The sequence below is a fragment of the Polynucleobacter sp. MWH-S4W17 genome (assembly GCF_018687535.1).
Classification (GTDB): Bacteria; Pseudomonadota; Gammaproteobacteria; order Burkholderiales; family Burkholderiaceae; genus Polynucleobacter.
The window spans coordinates 1,838,296-1,853,880 of record NZ_CP061295.1 but is presented as its reverse complement, the minus strand read 5'-3'; the positions used below and the strand labels follow the sequence as shown (position 1 = coordinate 1,853,880).

Sequence of the window (15,585 nt, the reverse complement as noted above, 5' to 3'; positions counted from 1 at the left end):
CACTATCAGGTTCACTCAATTAAAATGCTTATTTATCAAATATGTCGCTATGAACGCACCATTAGCTTTGAACCAGTTGCTAGATGCTGAGGCGGGCTCCCCCCGTCTTCGCGAAATTCCCTACAACTACACCTCCTTTTCTGATCGAGAGATTGTGATTCGCCTATTGGGCGAGGAGTCATGGCATGTTCTCAACAACTTGCGTGGCGTTCGCCGTACAGGTCGTTCCGCTCGCATGCTGTTTGAAATTCTGGGTGATATTTGGGTGGTGCAGCGCAACCCTTTCTTGCAAGATGATTTGCTGGATAGTCCCAATCGCCGCAAACAATTAATCGATGCACTCTGGCATCGCTTGGGCGAAGTCAAGAAGCGCAATAGTGGCGATTCTGCTGACCAAGTAGAAATTTTATTAAGCGCTGCTTATCGTGCAATCGAAAATTTCGAAAACGGATTTAAAGAAGTTGAAGTCATTCGTAAGCGTGCTCGTAAGGAGTTAGGTCGTCATACTGCTGCAGACAATATTTGCTTTGATGGCGTGTCTCGTGCCGCTCACGTTACCGATGCAACAGACTGGCGCGTGGAGTTTCCACTCGTTGTTCTAAAGCCGGATTACGAATCTGAAATTCCCGGCCTAGTTAAAGCTTGTATTGAATTAGGTCTCACGATCATTCCTCGTGGAGGCGGTACTGGTTATACCGGTGGCGCTATTCCGCTGTATGCAATGTCGGCAGTGATTAACACTGAGAAGTTGCAAGATATTGGTGGTGTAAAAGCTAAAAAACTGCCAGGCTTAGATCGCGAAGTATCTACCATCTTCACTGGCGCAGGCGTTGTGACCCGTCGCGTATCTGATGCTGCAGAGCATGCTGGTCTTGTGTTTGCAGTTGATCCTACTTCTGCCGATGCAAGCTGCATTGGCGGCAATATTGCCATGAATGCGGGTGGTAAGAAAGCGGTTCTTTGGGGAACTGCTTTAGATAATCTGGCTAGCTGGCGCATGGTGGATCCGCAAGGCAATTGGTTGGATATCGAGCGTCTTGAACACAATATGGGCAAGATCCATGATGTGGCAACTGTCCGCTTTCAGCTCACTTGGTCTGATGGCAATAGCGAGCCGGGTCAGCGTATTCTAAAAACAGAATTATTGGAAGTTGAAGGCAGACGTTTCCGCAAAGAAGGTTTAGGTAAAGACGTTACTGATAAATTTTTATCAGGTTTACCTGGTGTGCAAAAAGAAGGTTGCGATGGTTTGATTACTAGCGCAACTTGGGTATTGCATCGCATGCCTAAATTCATGCGCACGGTTTGCTTGGAGTTTTTTGGTCAAGCGCGAGAGGCAATTCCGAGTATTGTGGAAATCAAAGCTTACTTAGATGGTTTAAGCAAGCAAGGTGGTCCAATTTTGGCTGGTCTGGAGCACTTGGATGATCGCTATTTAAGAGCGGTGGGTTATTCAACTAAATCGAAGCGCAATAGCTTGCCGAAGATGGTATTGATTGGCGATATTGCTGGCGATGATGAGGAAGCTGTTGCTGCTGCTACTAGTGAAGTAGTACGCATGGCAAATTTACGTGTTGGCGAAGGCTTTGTTGCAGTCAGCACTGAAGCTCGTAAGAAATTCTGGCTCGATCGTGCCCGCACAGCGGCGATTGCCCGTCATACCAATGCTTTTAAGATCAATGAAGACGTTGTGATTCCTTTGCCGCGTATGGGCGAGTACACCGACGGTATTGATCGCATCAATATTGAACTCTCTCTCAAGAACAAGTTGCAAGTACTTGATGGTCTTGAGGCTTTCTTGAAAAAGAGCGCATTACCGCTAGGTAAGAGTGATGCTGAGTATGAAATTCCAACAGCAGAAATCTTGGGTGATCGTGTTCAGCAAGCCTTAGAGCTCATTGCCAAGGTTCGTGGACGCTGGGCTGAGTGGCTCACTGAGATGGACTCTTATTTCCCGCGTCTGCAGGATTACAGTCTGCGCGCTTCATGGAAAGAGGAAGTGCGCTCAGAGTTGCGCATCATCTTTGGTGGTTTGGCGTTTGAGCCGATTCTGGCAGAGTTAGAAGCAATCCACAAAAACATTTTGCGTAAGCGTGTATTCGTGGCCTTGCACATGCATGCTGGCGATGGCAACGTGCACACCAATATCCCTGTGAACTCGGATGACTACGAGATGTTGCAGGATGCGCATCGCGCCGTAGATCGGATCATGAAATTAGCCCGCTCATTAGATGGTGTGATTTCTGGTGAGCATGGTATTGGTATTACTAAATTAGAGTATTTAACAGAAGCTGAACTCAAAGATTTCCGCAACTATAAGAATCGCGTGGATCCAGAAGGTCGCTTTAATAAAGGTAAGTTGATGCCACATGCTGACCTGAGCATGGCCTACACGCCAAGCTTTGGTTTGATGGGCCATGAATCGATCATCATGCAGCAAAGCGATATTGGTGCGATTGCTGATAGTGTAAAAGATTGCTTGCGTTGTGGTAAATGCAAGCCTGTTTGCTCAACCCATGTACCGCGTGCAAACTTGCTTTACAGCCCGCGCGACAAAATCCTCGCAACATCACTATTGATTGAAGCCTTCTTATATGAGGAGCAAACTCGACGTGGTGTTTCGATTCGTCACTGGGAAATGTTTGATGATGTCGCTGCACATTGCACCGTATGCCATAAGTGCTTAACTCCATGCCCGGTCAATATTGACTTTGGTGATGTGACCATGAATATGCGCAATCTCTTGCGCAAGATGGGTCAGCAGCGCTTTAATCCTGGTACAGCAGCATCCATGTTTTTCTTAAATGCCACTAGTCCAGAATCCATTAATCTCGCTCGCAAGACGATGATTGGCTGGGGTTATAAGTTGCAACGCTTGGGTAATGATGTCTTACGGAAGTTTGCGAAAAAACAAACTGCCCATCCGCCTTCAACAGTAGGAAAGCCGAGCGTCAAAGAGCAAGTGATTTTCTTTGTAAATAAGAAGATGCCTGGCAATCTACCCAAGAAAACAGCGCGTGCTTTGCTGGATATTGAAGATGCGAACTATGTTCCGATCATTCGTGATCCTAAGACAACTTCTGCAGATACCGAGGCGGTGTTCTACTTCCCGGGTTGCGGATCTGAGCGCTTGTTCTCGCAAGTTGGTTTAGCTACTCAAGCGATGTTGTGGAATGTAGGCGTTCAAACGGTTCTGCCACCGGGCTATCTCTGTTGCGGCTACCCGCAGCGTGGTAATGGCGACTTTGATAAAGCAGAGAAGATGATCACAGATAACCGTGTGTTATTCCATCGCGTAGCTAATACTCTCAATTACTTAGATATCAAGACCGTAGTTGTTTCTTGTGGCACTTGCTATGACCAGTTAGCGGGTTACCAGTTTGAACAGATTTTCCCTGGCTGCCGCATTATTGATATTCATGAGTTCTTGGCAGAGAAGGGCGTTAAGCTCTCTGGCGTAACGGGCGTGAAGTATATGTATCACGACCCTTGCCACTCCCCAATGAAGTTACAAGACCCTCTGAAGACGGTGAATGAGTTAATTCAACTCGAAGATGGCAAAGCGATTGCGAAGAATGATCGTTGCTGCGGTGAATCTGGCACATTAGCCGTCACACGTCCTGATATTTCTACTCAAGTGCGTTTCCGTAAGCAGATTGAGATGGAAAAAGCGGCGACTGAATTGCGCAAAGATGATTTCACTGGCGAAGTCAAAGTATTAACCAGCTGCCCATCATGCTTACAAGGCCTGACACGTTTTGATGCAGATAGCGACACTACAGCCGATTACATCGTTGTTGAAATGGCTCAGAAGCTACTTGGTAAAGACTGGATGCAGGACTATGTAGCCAAGGCTAACCAAGGTGGCATTGAGAGGGTCCTCGTTTAATGATTCCAAGCAATATCGTTGTGCATCAGCAATCCAAGGTCCTGGAGCTCTCATATGAGAATAACAATACCTATCGTTTGCCTTTTGAGTTGTTAAGGGTTTTATCTCCTTCTGCTGAAGTTCAGGGCCATGGGCCAGGGCAGGAAACATTGCAGACTGGTAAGCGCGATGTTTTGATTGCCAACATTGAACCTGTTGGGCACTATGCACTCAAGCCTAGCTTTTCTGATGGGCATGATTCGGGCCTGTTTACGTGGGACTACCTATTGTTTCTGTGTGAGAACCAAGAGCAATTATGGAAAGAGCATTTAGATAAATTGGCTGCTGCCGGTTTAGATCGCGATACACCGATGAATCAGCCAGGCGGTGCATCAGGCCATTCTTGTGGAAGTCATTAATGAGTAAAACGCACTTCGGGTATCAAAGTGTTGATGAAGCTGAAAAAGCCGGCAAGGTTGCTGAAGTATTTCATTCGGTAGCTAGCAAGTACGACGTCATGAATGACCTGATGTCATTCGGGCTACATCGTGTTTGGAAAAAAGTGACGATTGCTCGTGCAAATGTTCGTCCTGGTCAAAAGATCTTGGATATTGCTGGTGGCACTGGTGATCTAGCCGCGGCTTTTGCAAAAGCTGCCGATTGGGGGCGCAACCCAGATGCTCAAGTTTGGTTAAGTGATATCAACGCTTCTATGTTGGGTGTTGGGCGTGACCGTCTATTGGATCGCGGTATGGCTTTGCCCTGCGTACAGTTTGATGCTGAAAAAATACCTTTTCCGAATAATCATTTTGACGTGGTGACCGTTGCTTTTGGTTTACGTAACATGACGCATAAAGAGATTGCTTTAGGTGAAATGTGCCGTGTGATCAAACCAGGTGGCCGCGTTTTGGTGCTGGAGTTTTCCAAGCCTGATGCCTTTTTACAACCCGTATATGACACTTATTCATTTAAGGTTTTGCCATGGCTGGGCGAGAAGATTGCGCAAGATTCAGAAAGTTATCGCTATTTAGCGGAATCTATCCGCATGCATCCCGATGCGGAAACCCTTAAAGAAATGATGTTGGGGGTTGGTTTTGATGAAGTGGAAACCCACAGGATGACTGGGGGTATCGTTGCCTTACATATTGGTATTAAATACTGATGGTTGTATAGTTTTTAAGCTCTTAAAAACTAAAGAAGTTCAGTAGTTAAAAGAAGGGGTAAATATAAAAATGAATAAACATTTTTTTAAAGCAGTTCTCTTGAGTTTTACTTTGATTATTGCAATGGTTGGTCAGGTTGATGCTGCTCGCTTAGGCGGTGGAAGAAGTTTTGGACGCGCGCCAAGTGCACCAATGCAACGTCAGGCTACTCCTATGCAAAAGCCAGTTCAGCAAGCACAACCGACTGCTCCCGCCCCAGCTCCTCAAGCACCTGCGCCTAGTCGTTTTGGTGGCATGGGTGGTATTTTGGGTGGCTTAGCTGCGGGTCTGGGAATTGGTTACCTCTTATCGCATTTTGGTTTAGGTGAAGCAGCTTCTTCATTGATTACTGGTTTGCTGATCGCAATGTTGGCTGGCTTTGTCATTATGTTTGTGATTCGTAGATTATTGCCAGCGATGTCTGGTGCTGGTCAAAACTCAAATGCGCCATCTCAAGGCATACAGCGCAATAGCGTTGAGATGCCAAGACAAGAACCTGCCTTCACTCCTGCTGCAAATGCATTCGGTGGGGTGAGTGCAGAGCCTGAGGTATTTCAGTCAACCTTGCCCCCGGGTTTCGATCAGCAAACATTTTTGGAAAATGCAAAACAATATTTTGTAACTTTGCAAAAAGCTTGGGACCAAGGTGATCTTGCATCCTTACGTGAATTTACAACTCCTGATATGTTTGCCACGATTCAGCAAGATTTAGCTGGTAGAACTGATGGCAGTAATCAAACAGATGTCGTGACCATTAATGCTCAGCTATTAGGGGTTGAGACGGCAGATGCCCATTATTTCTGTAGCGTTCAGTTCAGCGGCATGATTCGTGAGCAGCAGGGTGCTCCAGCGAGTGAATTCTCCGAAATCTGGAATTTGAGCAAGCCTGTGGAAGGTCCTGGTGGCTGGGTACTGGCGGGTATTTCCCAGTTGGTTTAAGCTTTAGGTACTTTCCGTCGGAAAACCCGCACTAGTGCGGGTTTTTTACACTCATGAACAGACATTTTTCGACTACCCATACGATTGCTTCTGGCGCAGCCTGCCGGGGGATTAATCACGTGTTGGGTAGCGAGCCTTGGGCGTCTGCTGAATTGGCTCGCCATGCCAACAAAACAATATTGTTACAACTTCCGCTAGGTAATCTGTGTTTTGAGATCAAGCCAGATGGTTTATTGGCTAGCTTAAAAGAGATTGAGGCGCCATCGCTCACTTTGGAGATTTCTGCCAAGGCATTGAGCGACTTGGTAGGTAGTACAGGTTCTTTGCGAGAGCAAGCTTTTAAAGCAGTCAAAATTACAGGTGATGCAGACTTAGCCCAATTATTGGGTCGTCTCGCGGGGCAGTTGCGCTGGGAATACGAGGAAGATTTAGCTCGCCTAGTGGGAGATGCACCTGCAAACTTTGCTGTGAGGCAGGGTAAGAAGTTTGTATCTGCTACCCGTTCTGCCGCAAGTGATTTACTGGACAATGTAGTGGAGTATGTCAGCGAAGAAAAGAAAGTGCTTTTAAATAAACGAGACTTTATGGTTCGTAAATCCGAATTAAGTGATTTACGTGAGTCTGTAGATCGTATGGAAAAACGTATTCAACTTCTAGAGCAAAAGGCTAAATAAATCGTGCGTCGAATTGCTCGTCTCTTTTTCATTTTCTTTACCGCATGGCGTTATGGTTTATTGCCACTTCTGCGTGATCTTCTAAAGCCGGGCATTCGTCGCGGATTCTTGACGATGCTTTGCTGGATCTCTCCGGGCAGTCATTTGCCTAGAGGCGAGCGTATTCGATTAACGCTCGAGGCACTAGGCCCTATCTTTGTGAAGTTCGGTCAGGTACTGTCTACGCGTCGCGATTTATTGCCAGAAGATATTGCTAATGAATTGGCTAAATTACAAGATCAAGTTCCACCATTCTCAAACGAAGAATCGCGTCGTTTGATTGAAGCCGATCTAGGTCAGCCAATTGAGGAAGTGTTTATTAGCTTTGACGCAACACCTGTTGCCAGTGCTTCAGTTGCGCAGGTGCACTTCGGAGTCTTGCGTGGTACAGATAAGCATCCTGAATGGGAGGGTCGTTCAGTAGCCATTAAGGTCTTGCGCCCCGGCATTCTGCCAGTGATTGAGGGTGATTTGGCTTTGATGTACGACTTAGCCAAAGTGATTGAAAAAAGCTCCGAAGATGGCCGCCGTTTAAAGCCGCGTGAGAACGTTTCGGAGTTTGATACCTATTTACATGATGAGCTTGATCTCATGCGCGAAGCCGCTAATGCGAGCCAGCTTCGTAGGCAGTTTGCGGATTCGAATAAGTTAATGATTCCGGAGATGTATTGGGATTTATGCCATACCAATGTGATTGTCATGGAAAGAATGTATGGCATCTCGATTGGTAAAACTGTAGCGCTCAGAGAGGCGGGTGTTGATTTTAAGAAATTAGCTTCGGATGGTGTAGAAATATTCTTTACCCAAGTATTTGAATATGGTTTCTTCCATGCAGATATGCATCCCGGCAACATTATGATTAGCTTAGAGCCAGAAACATTTGGCCGTTTCATTTCTCTAGATTTTGGAATTGTTGGTGCATTAAGCGAATCTGACAAAAATTATTTAGCCTTGAATTTTCTGGCATTCTTTAATCGCGATTACCGCCGAGTTGCTGAGTTACATATTGAATCGGGTTGGGTTCCGGCGAATACCCGCGTTGAAGAATTAGAGGGTGCAGTACGTTCAGTTTGCGAACCGTATTTCGATCGCCCTCTGAAAGAAATTTCCTTGGGCATCGTGCTCATGCGCCTGTTCCAAACTTCACGTCGCTTTAAGGTAGAAATTCAGCCGCAACTCACTTTGCTACAAAAAACCCTCTTGAATGTCGAGGGGCTGGCCCGTCAATTGGATCCTGATCTGGACCTTTGGAAAACAGCCAAACCGATTCTGGAAAAATGGGTAAGCAAGCAGTTAGGGTGGCGTGGTCTTATTGATGGCATCAAGGAAGAGGCCCCTACTTGGGCCAAAATTCTGCCGACATTGCCCCGTTTGATTGCCGATAGCCTAGCCCAGGTCCGTTCCCCCATCAAAGACCAAAATGGGGAATTAGAGGTCTTAAAGGCTCTTTTATTACAAGAAAGACGTACACATCGCCTGTTGGCGGGCGCTTTACTCTTTGCCGGTGGGTTTTTGGCTGGAATTTTGATCATCAGCCTAGGCATTTATTAGTCTCTCGCTGATTGGCTGCTAACCCGCTAAAATATCGGGTTAGGCAGAACACATGAAAAAATACTTTATTGCTGGCATCCTCGTTTGGGCACCATTGTCGATCACCATTTGGGTGATTGCTTGGGGCTTGGGCCTGCTCGATGGTGTTTTTGGTTCTGTAATGCACGCCATTATTGTGGTTCTCCCTGAAGATGCTGCGAGAGATTTACAGCATTTCCGCGATCTCCCAGGCGTTGGCATATTGATTGTGATTGTGGTCATCCTGCTCACTGGATTGACTGCGATTAATTTTGCCGGACAGTGGTGGTTAAAAGTTTGGGATAAATTTGTTAATCGCATACCGATTGTTCGTTCCATTTATTCCAGCGTTCAGCAAGTCTCATCCACTTTATTTTCTGGAAGTGGGCAAGCTTTTAGCAAAGCCTTGCTGATTCGATATCCCCATGCGGATTCTTGGGCGATTGCTTTTCAAACTGGCATTCCCGCAAGAGAAGTAACTGCCAAATTGGGTGAAGATTACGTCAACGTATTTTTGCCTACAACCCCAAATCCAACCTCTGGTTTTTTCATGATCGTGCCACGTGCACAAACTATTGAATTAGAGATGAGTGTTGAAGAGGCTCTGAAACATATTGTTTCAATGGGCTCTGTTCCCCCCAATAGTTCTAGTGGTTTAACTGCATCCCAGTTGCCACACCATTTTTGATTTATAGGAAATTGTTATGTCAATGCGAAGCCATACCTGCGGCCAGGTAACCGATTCACTGATTGGTCAAGAAGTTACTCTTGCTGGATGGGTTAATCGCCGTCGTGACCACGGAGGCGTAATCTTTATTGACTTACGTGACCGCGAAGGTTTTGTGCAGGTTGTTTGCGATCCTGATCGCCCAGAAATGTTTGCTCTTGCTGAGCAAGTTCGTAGCGAGTTCTGTATCCAGATTAAAGGTCTTGTACGCGCACGTCCTGCCGGCACTGAGAACAAGGATTTGGTTAGCGGAAAAGTAGAGATCCTCTGCCATAGCTTGGTGATTCTGAATGCTTCTGTAACTCCACCATTCCAAATTGATGATGAGAATTTGTCAGAGACTACTCGATTGACTCATCGCGTATTAGATTTGCGTCGCCCACAAATGCAAAAGAATTTACGTTTGCGTTACAACGTGGCGATGGAGTGTCGTCGTTATTTAGATGATGCTGGCTTTATCGATATCGAAACACCGATGTTGACTAAGAGCACCCCAGAAGGCGCGCGTGATTACTTGGTGCCTTCCCGTGTGCATGATGGCCAGTTCTTTGCGCTGCCACAGTCTCCACAGTTATTCAAGCAGTTGTTAATGGTCGCTGGCTTTGATCGCTACTATCAAATTACCAAGTGTTTCCGTGACGAAGATTTGCGCGCAGATCGTCAACCTGAATTTACTCAGATCGACTGTGAAACTGCTTTTTTAAGTGAGTTGGAAATTCGTGATTTGTTTGAAAACATGATTCGTCATATTTTCAAGAAGACCATGAATGTGGAGCTTCCTAATCCATTCCCAACCATGCCTTATTCTGAAGGTATGGCGCGTTTTGGCTCTGATAAGCCAGATTTGCGTGTGAACTTCGAATTCACCGAATTGACCGATTTAATGAAAGATGTTGATTTCAAGGTGTTCTCAGGTGCAGCGAATCAGGTTGGTGGCCGTGTTGTGGGCTTGTGCGTTCCTGGCGGCGCTGAAATTAGCCGTAGCGAAATCGATGACTACACTCAGTTCGTCAGTATTTATGGCGCTAAAGGCTTGGCTTGGATCAAGGTCAATTCTGTTGCTGAGGGCCGTAATGGCTTGCAGTCACCAATCGTGAAGAATTTGCATGATGCAGCGATTGAAGGCATTTTGAAGCGCACTGGTGCAAAAGATGGCGACATTATTTTCTTTGGTGCCGATAAAGAAAAAGTAGTAAACGATGCAATTGGTAATTTACGTTTGCGTATTGGCCAGTCCGCTTGGGGTAAAGCCCATGGCCTCTTTACAGAGGGTTGGAAGCCATTGTGGGTAGTAGATTTCCCAATGTTTGACTACGATGAAGGCGAAGCCCGTTGGGTTGCTTGTCATCATCCGTTTACTAGCCCTAAAGATGAGCACATGAAGTATTTGGAGTCTGATCCAGGTAAGTGTTTAGCTAAAGCGTATGACATGGTGTTGAACGGTAGTGAAATTGGTGGCGGCTCAGTCCGTATTCACCAAGAAGCAGTTCAAAGCCAGGTATTCCGTGCATTGAAAATTGATGCAGAAGAAGCGCAAGCGAAGTTTGGTTTCTTGTTAGATGCACTTCAGTATGGCGCCCCTCCTCACGGCGGTATCGCGTTCGGTCTGGATCGCATCGTAACCATGATGACTGGTGCAGAATCCATTCGTGATGTGATTGCTTTCCCTAAAACACAACGTGCGCAGTGCTTGTTAACTCAAGCTCCAAGCCCAGTAGACGAGCGTCAGCTGCGTGAGTTGCATATTCGTTTGCGTCAAGCGACCCCTGCCGCTTAAAGTAATTTAATTAGTTCCCACTTTGAAAATCCCTATCTCGGTTTTAGTCGTTATCTACAAATCGAATAGGGATGTTTTATTAATAGAGCGCGCTGATCGCTCTGACTTTTGGCAGTCTGTCACCGGCAGTCTTGATGCTCTCGATGAAGACCTGGCTTTTGCGGCCGCCCGAGAAGTTTTTGAAGAGACTGGGATTGCAGTAGATTACCTACCCAAAGGCGCATTACAAAACATGCATCATCAAATCGAGTATGAAATCTATCCTGAGTGGCGCTTTCGTTATGCCCCAGGGGTTACCCGAAATATCGAGCATTGGTTTGCGTTAGAAGTTCCAGATAACACCCCAATTACACTGGCTCCTAGAGAGCATGTTGCATATGAGTGGCTACCTTATGAAGAGGCTGCTAAGAAATGTTTTTCTCGCAGCAATGGCGAGGCTATTCTGAAATTGTTCGCTGCGAACTAAGGCAAGTCAAATAGTGAATTAGGAATAAGATAGAGCGATGAGACATTCATCAGGACATCATCACGGTAGCGCAGATTCAAAAACACCAGGGCGCGGTGATTGGCGCGTCATTCGTGATCTCCTCCCTTATCTTCTGGAGTATCGCTTTCGGGTAATTATTGCCCTGAGCTGTTTAATAGCTGCCAAGGTCGTTAATCTCGGCATTCCAATTGTGATGAAAGAGTTAATTGACTCTTTGGACATCAAAGCAAGTTCTCCCCAAGCCCTTTTGGTTGTTCCCTTGGGGATTATTTTGGCCTATGGCTTATTAAGAATTTCCGCATCCTTGTTTACAGAGTTGCGTGAAGCTTTATTTGCCAAGGTTACCCAGAATGCCGTCCGCAAAGTGGCTCTTCAGGTATTTGAGCATTTGCACTCACTAGCGCTGAGCTTTCATCTAGCTCGTCAGACGGGTGGTGTGAGTCGAGATATCGAGCGTGGTACCCGTGGTATTCAGTCACTGATTTCTTACTCGCTCTACAGCATCCTGCCAACAGTAATTGAGTTTTGTTTGGTGCTGGGCTACCTTGCCTATTCATACGATATTTGGTTTGCCGCAATTACATTCATAGCCTTAGTTCTCTATATTGTCTTTACGGTTGTAGTTACTGAGTGGCGTACCCATTACCGCCGCACCATGAATGATATGGATTCAAAAGCCAATCAAAAGGCCATTGATTCGCTCTTGAATTTTGAAACAGTGAAGTATTTTGGTAACGAGGCCTTTGAAGCCAGGCGTTACGATGAAAACTTGCTGCGCTATCAATCTGCAGCAGTGAAGTCACAAAAGACCTTAGCCGTATTAAATCTTGGCCAGCAGATCATTATTGCTACCGGCTTAATGTTGATTCTGTGGCGCGCTACTGTCGGCGTTGTCAATGGCACGATGACTTTGGGCGATCTGGTGCTGGTAAATACCTTGATGATTCAACTCTATATCCCACTCAATTTCTTGGGGGTGATATATCGAGAAATTAAGCAGTCATTGACTGATATGGATCGGATGTTTTCTTTGCTGAATACCGATAAAGAGATTGCTGATTCTCCAGATGCAAGGCCACTGCAAGTTCACGACCAGGGACATGGCCCAGATGTTAGATTTGAGCATGTCTCGTTTCACTATGATGCCAAGCGTGAAATTCTGCGTGATGTCAGTTTCAACATTCCTGCTGGAACCATTACTGCAGTAGTAGGTCAAAGTGGCGCAGGTAAAAGTACTCTCGCCAGATTGTTATTCCGTTTTTATGATGTGCAGTCAGGAGAAATTCTGATCGCTGGACAGAATATTCAAGATGTGACGCAGGCTAGCTTGCGTAAAGCAATCGGCATCGTTCCGCAAGACACCGTTTTATTTAATGACACGATTGGTTACAACATTGCCTATGGCGATCCTTCGGCGACGATTGAAGAGGTCCAAGAGGCGGCTAGGGCTGCTCAAATTGATGGCTTTATTAAGCGCTTGCCAGACGGCTATGACACTCAGGTCGGCGAGAGAGGCTTAAAGCTATCTGGAGGTGAGAAACAGCGCGTGGCGATTGCGAGAACGCTCCTCAAGAAACCAGCCATGTTGATTTTTGATGAAGCGACTTCAGCTTTAGATTCCAAAACAGAACGCGCATTTCAGGAGGAGCTGCTCAGTTTGGCCAAGAACCGGACGACCCTCATTATTGCCCATCGTCTTTCAACCATTATTCATGCCGATCAAATTTTAGTGATGGACCGGGGTCAGATTGTGGAGCGAGGAACTCACGAAGCGTTGCTTGCAGCTCAAGGAAGATACGCGGAGATGTGGCAGATGCAAGAGCGTGCCACTGTTGATTAGAATAGCTGGATGACTCAAAACAGTTCTTCTCCCTCTATGGCAGCAAGTAAAGAAGCAATTCTTAAAAATGCTTTTGCTGCTGCAGTTGCAGTGGCTGATCCACAGGTCATTGTTCCCCAGTACTTAGCAAAGATATTTCCGGTCGGGCAGGAGCCTAAGGGTAAATGTTTGGTAGTGGGTGCAGGTAAAGCTAGTGCTTCGATGGCTAGTGCATTGGAAGCTTATGCCAAATCTCATTGGCCACAGGTGAAATTAGAGGGCGTTGTGCTGACGCGTTATGGTCACAGCTCACCAACTTCCTTCATCAAGATCGTAGAAGCTGGCCATCCAGTGCCCGATCAGGCTGGTATGGATGGAGCTAAAGAAATTTTTGCCTTAACCAATCAATTGGAAAAAGACGACGTATTGATCGCCTTAGTCTCTGGTGGTGGATCAAGCCTTCTTACCCTGCCGCAAGAGGGTATCTCGATTGATGACATGCGCAAGACCACGGAAGCGCTTTTGCGTAGCGGCGCACCTATCGAAGAGATGAACGTGGTGCGTAAACATTTATCTGCAATCTTGGGTGGCAATTTAGCTAGAGTAGCTATCGCCCGTGGCGCACGAGTCGAGGCTTTATTAATTTCTGATGTCACAGGCGACTCACCAGCCGATATTGCTAGCGGTCCATGTGCCGCAGACTACTCAACGTATTTAGATGCGCTCAATATTTTGCAAAAATATGATTTGGATGATTCGGTTATTCCCGCATCAGTATTGAATCATCTCAAACAAGGTTTGGCTGGTGAAAAGCCAGAGACTCTGAAAGATTCTGATTTAATCTCCGCTCAAGTGGCCAATCATGTGATTGCAACTGCCTATAAGAGTTTGGAGGCTGCCGCTGAGTATGTCCGCACGCAGGGTTATGAGCCTATTGTTTTAGGGGACACTATTACTGGTGAGGCGCAAGAAGTGGGTATGGAGCAGGCTGCGTTAGCTCGTGAATACATGGCCAAGGGAAATACTAAGCCGCTTGCCTTCATTTCAGGTGGTGAATGTACCGTTACTATTCCAGCAGGCGTTAAAGGCCGTGGTGGTCGTTGCAGTGAATACCTGCTCTCACTTTTGGCTGCTAGCTCTGATTTGCCAAGAATGGCTGCTTTGGCTGCTGATACCGATGGAATTGATGGTAGCGAAAAGAATGCTGGAGCTTGGTTTGATGGCACTGTTCGTCAATCTAGCCATACGGCAGGTCTGGTTCCAGAGAAATTCTTATCAGCGCATGATTGCTATGGCTTCTTTGCAGAATTAGGCGCTTTAGTGGAAACTGGCCCTACACTTACCAATGTGAATGATTTCCGCATCATCTTGCTCGATAAATATTATGTCTAATAGTCCTACACAAATTCAACTGATTCAGCCGGATGATTGGCATTTGCACATTCGTGATGGTGAAGTGATGAAGGATGTGTTGGCAGATACTGCGCGTCAATTTGCGCGCGCTATCATCATGCCTAATCTCAAGCCACCAGTGACTACTGTGGATTTGGCTAAGGCTTATCAATCTCGCATTGAATCGAATTTAAGGTCTCTGGGTGTCAGTGACTTCACGCCTTTAATGACTTTATATCTCACTGACAATACTTCTGCAGATGAAGTTCGTAAGGCTAAAACTGCAGGCATCGCAGCATTTAAGCTATACCCCGCAGGTGCAACGACGAATAGTGATGCTGGTGTCAGTGATCTTAAACATTGCCATGGGGCATTAGAAGCGATGCAGGCTGTAGGTATGCCACTCTTAGTGCATGGTGAAGTAACCAGCTCTGAAATTGACATCTTTGATCGTGAGGCGGTCTTTATTGATACGGTGCTAGAGCCTTTGCGTAAAAAATTTCCTGAGCTCAAAATCGTCTTTGAACATATCACCACCAAGCAGGCCGCTCACTATGTGCGTGATGCTGCAACCGGTGGAAAGAATACGATTGCAGCCACGATTACACCGCAGCACCTGCTCATGAATCGCAATGCTATTTTTGCAGGCGGCATTCGTCCACATAATTATTGTTTGCCTGTGCTCAAACGTGAAGAACATCGCGTTGCTTTATTGGAAGCTGCAACTAGTGGAAATGCTCGTTTCTTCTTAGGCACCGATAGTGCACCTCATGCTAAGGGCGCTAAGGAGGCGGCTTGTGGTTGTGCGGGTTGTTATAGCGCCTTTAATGCTTTTGGTTTATATGCCGAAGCATTTGAGGGTGTTGGCAAACTGGATAAGTTAGAAGGCTTTGCTAGTTTCTTTGGCCCGGATTTTTATTCTCTGCCACGCAACAGCAAAAAAATTACTCTGGTAAAGCAGGCGCAAAGTATCCCTGTTGAATTGCCATTGGGTGATACCACTATCGTTCCGCTCCGTGCTGGCGAAACCATCGCCTGGTCACTCGTTTAAAAAACACAAATCATTACTTTCTTAGCCAAATTGGCCCGACT

Annotated in this window: 12 protein-coding genes; all 12 read left to right on the top strand. The window is 46.2% G+C overall.

Annotation, left to right across the window (positions count from 1 at the left end; genetic code table 11):
• Window positions 1-49 precede the first annotated feature (49 nt).
• Window positions 50-3,889, top strand: a complete 3,840-nt coding sequence (locus C2755_RS09245) for an FAD/FMN-binding oxidoreductase (RefSeq protein ID WP_215321058.1) — start codon at window positions 50-52, stop codon at window positions 3,887-3,889.
• Window positions 3,889-4,287, top strand: coding sequence for a gamma-butyrobetaine hydroxylase-like domain-containing protein (locus C2755_RS09240; protein WP_215321057.1), 399 nt, complete (start codon window positions 3,889-3,891; stop codon window positions 4,285-4,287). Before C2755_RS09245 ends, C2755_RS09240 begins: the two co-directional genes overlap by 1 nt.
• Window positions 4,287-5,030: a bifunctional demethylmenaquinone methyltransferase/2-methoxy-6-polyprenyl-1,4-benzoquinol methylase UbiE gene (gene ubiE, locus C2755_RS09235; protein ID WP_072582714.1), complete on the top strand. Its 744-nt coding sequence runs from the start codon at window positions 4,287-4,289 to the stop codon at window positions 5,028-5,030. Before C2755_RS09240 ends, ubiE begins: the two co-directional genes overlap by 1 nt.
• 70 nt (window positions 5,031-5,100) lie before the next feature.
• Window positions 5,101-6,009 (top strand): Tim44 domain-containing protein, encoded by a 909-nt coding sequence (locus tag C2755_RS09230; protein ID WP_215321056.1) that lies wholly within the window; start codon window positions 5,101-5,103, stop codon window positions 6,007-6,009.
• Between the two features lie 53 nt (window positions 6,010-6,062).
• On the top strand, window positions 6,063-6,683 hold the full coding sequence (locus C2755_RS09225) for an SCP2 domain-containing protein (RefSeq protein WP_215321055.1): 621 nt from the start codon (window positions 6,063-6,065) through the stop codon (window positions 6,681-6,683).
• Between the two features lie 3 nt (window positions 6,684-6,686).
• A complete protein-coding gene (ubiB, locus tag C2755_RS09220) occupies window positions 6,687-8,273 on the top strand; it encodes a ubiquinone biosynthesis regulatory protein kinase UbiB (protein ID WP_215321054.1) in 1,587 nt (528 codons plus the stop codon).
• A 52-nt stretch (window positions 8,274-8,325) separates the two neighbouring features.
• The gene (locus C2755_RS09215) at window positions 8,326-8,979 is read left to right on the top strand and encodes a DUF502 domain-containing protein (protein ID WP_215321053.1); all 654 of its coding nucleotides are present in this window, start codon (window positions 8,326-8,328) and stop codon (window positions 8,977-8,979) included.
• Between the two features lie 16 nt (window positions 8,980-8,995).
• Window positions 8,996-10,795 carry an aspartate--tRNA ligase gene (gene aspS, locus C2755_RS09210; protein WP_215321052.1) on the top strand — a complete coding sequence of 600 codons (1,800 nt, stop codon included), beginning with the start codon at window positions 8,996-8,998 and terminating at the stop codon, window positions 10,793-10,795.
• Window positions 10,796-10,817: 22 nt separating this feature from the next.
• Window positions 10,818-11,261 carry a dihydroneopterin triphosphate diphosphatase gene (gene nudB / locus C2755_RS09205; RefSeq protein WP_215321051.1) on the top strand — a complete coding sequence of 148 codons (444 nt, stop codon included), beginning with the start codon at window positions 10,818-10,820 and terminating at the stop codon, window positions 11,259-11,261.
• Between the two features lie 37 nt (window positions 11,262-11,298).
• Window positions 11,299-13,122, top strand: a complete 1,824-nt coding sequence (locus tag C2755_RS09200) for an ABC transporter ATP-binding protein/permease (RefSeq protein WP_215321050.1) — start codon at window positions 11,299-11,301, stop codon at window positions 13,120-13,122.
• A gap of 9 nt (window positions 13,123-13,131) precedes the next feature.
• Entirely contained in the window at window positions 13,132-14,493 is a 1,362-nt protein-coding gene (locus C2755_RS09195) for a glycerate kinase (RefSeq protein ID WP_215321049.1), read from the top strand.
• Window positions 14,486-15,544 (top strand): dihydroorotase, encoded by a 1,059-nt coding sequence (pyrC, locus tag C2755_RS09190; protein WP_251368467.1) that lies wholly within the window; start codon window positions 14,486-14,488, stop codon window positions 15,542-15,544. The genes C2755_RS09195 and pyrC overlap by 8 nt, the downstream gene beginning before the upstream one ends.
• Window positions 15,545-15,585 lie beyond the last annotated feature (41 nt).

What these genes read in the sequence shown, in the direction of transcription:
- C2755_RS09245 (WP_215321058.1), top strand. Translation starts at nt 50, where the DNA reads ATGAACGCACCATTAGCTTTGAACCAGTTGCTAGATGCTGAGGCGGGC.
- C2755_RS09240 (WP_215321057.1), top strand. Translation starts at nt 3,889, where the DNA reads ATGATTCCAAGCAATATCGTTGTGCATCAGCAATCCAAGGTCCTGGAG.
- ubiE (WP_072582714.1), top strand. Translation starts at nt 4,287, where the DNA reads ATGAGTAAAACGCACTTCGGGTATCAAAGTGTTGATGAAGCTGAAAAA.
- C2755_RS09230 (WP_215321056.1), top strand. Translation starts at nt 5,101, where the DNA reads ATGAATAAACATTTTTTTAAAGCAGTTCTCTTGAGTTTTACTTTGATT.
- C2755_RS09225 (WP_215321055.1), top strand. Translation starts at nt 6,063, where the DNA reads ATGAACAGACATTTTTCGACTACCCATACGATTGCTTCTGGCGCAGCC.
- C2755_RS09215 (WP_215321053.1), top strand. Translation starts at nt 8,326, where the DNA reads ATGAAAAAATACTTTATTGCTGGCATCCTCGTTTGGGCACCATTGTCG.
- aspS (WP_215321052.1), top strand. Translation starts at nt 8,996, where the DNA reads ATGTCAATGCGAAGCCATACCTGCGGCCAGGTAACCGATTCACTGATT.
- C2755_RS09200 (WP_215321050.1), top strand. Translation starts at nt 11,299, where the DNA reads ATGAGACATTCATCAGGACATCATCACGGTAGCGCAGATTCAAAAACA.
- C2755_RS09195 (WP_215321049.1), top strand. Translation starts at nt 13,132, where the DNA reads ATGACTCAAAACAGTTCTTCTCCCTCTATGGCAGCAAGTAAAGAAGCA.
- pyrC (WP_251368467.1), top strand. Translation starts at nt 14,486, where the DNA reads ATGTCTAATAGTCCTACACAAATTCAACTGATTCAGCCGGATGATTGG.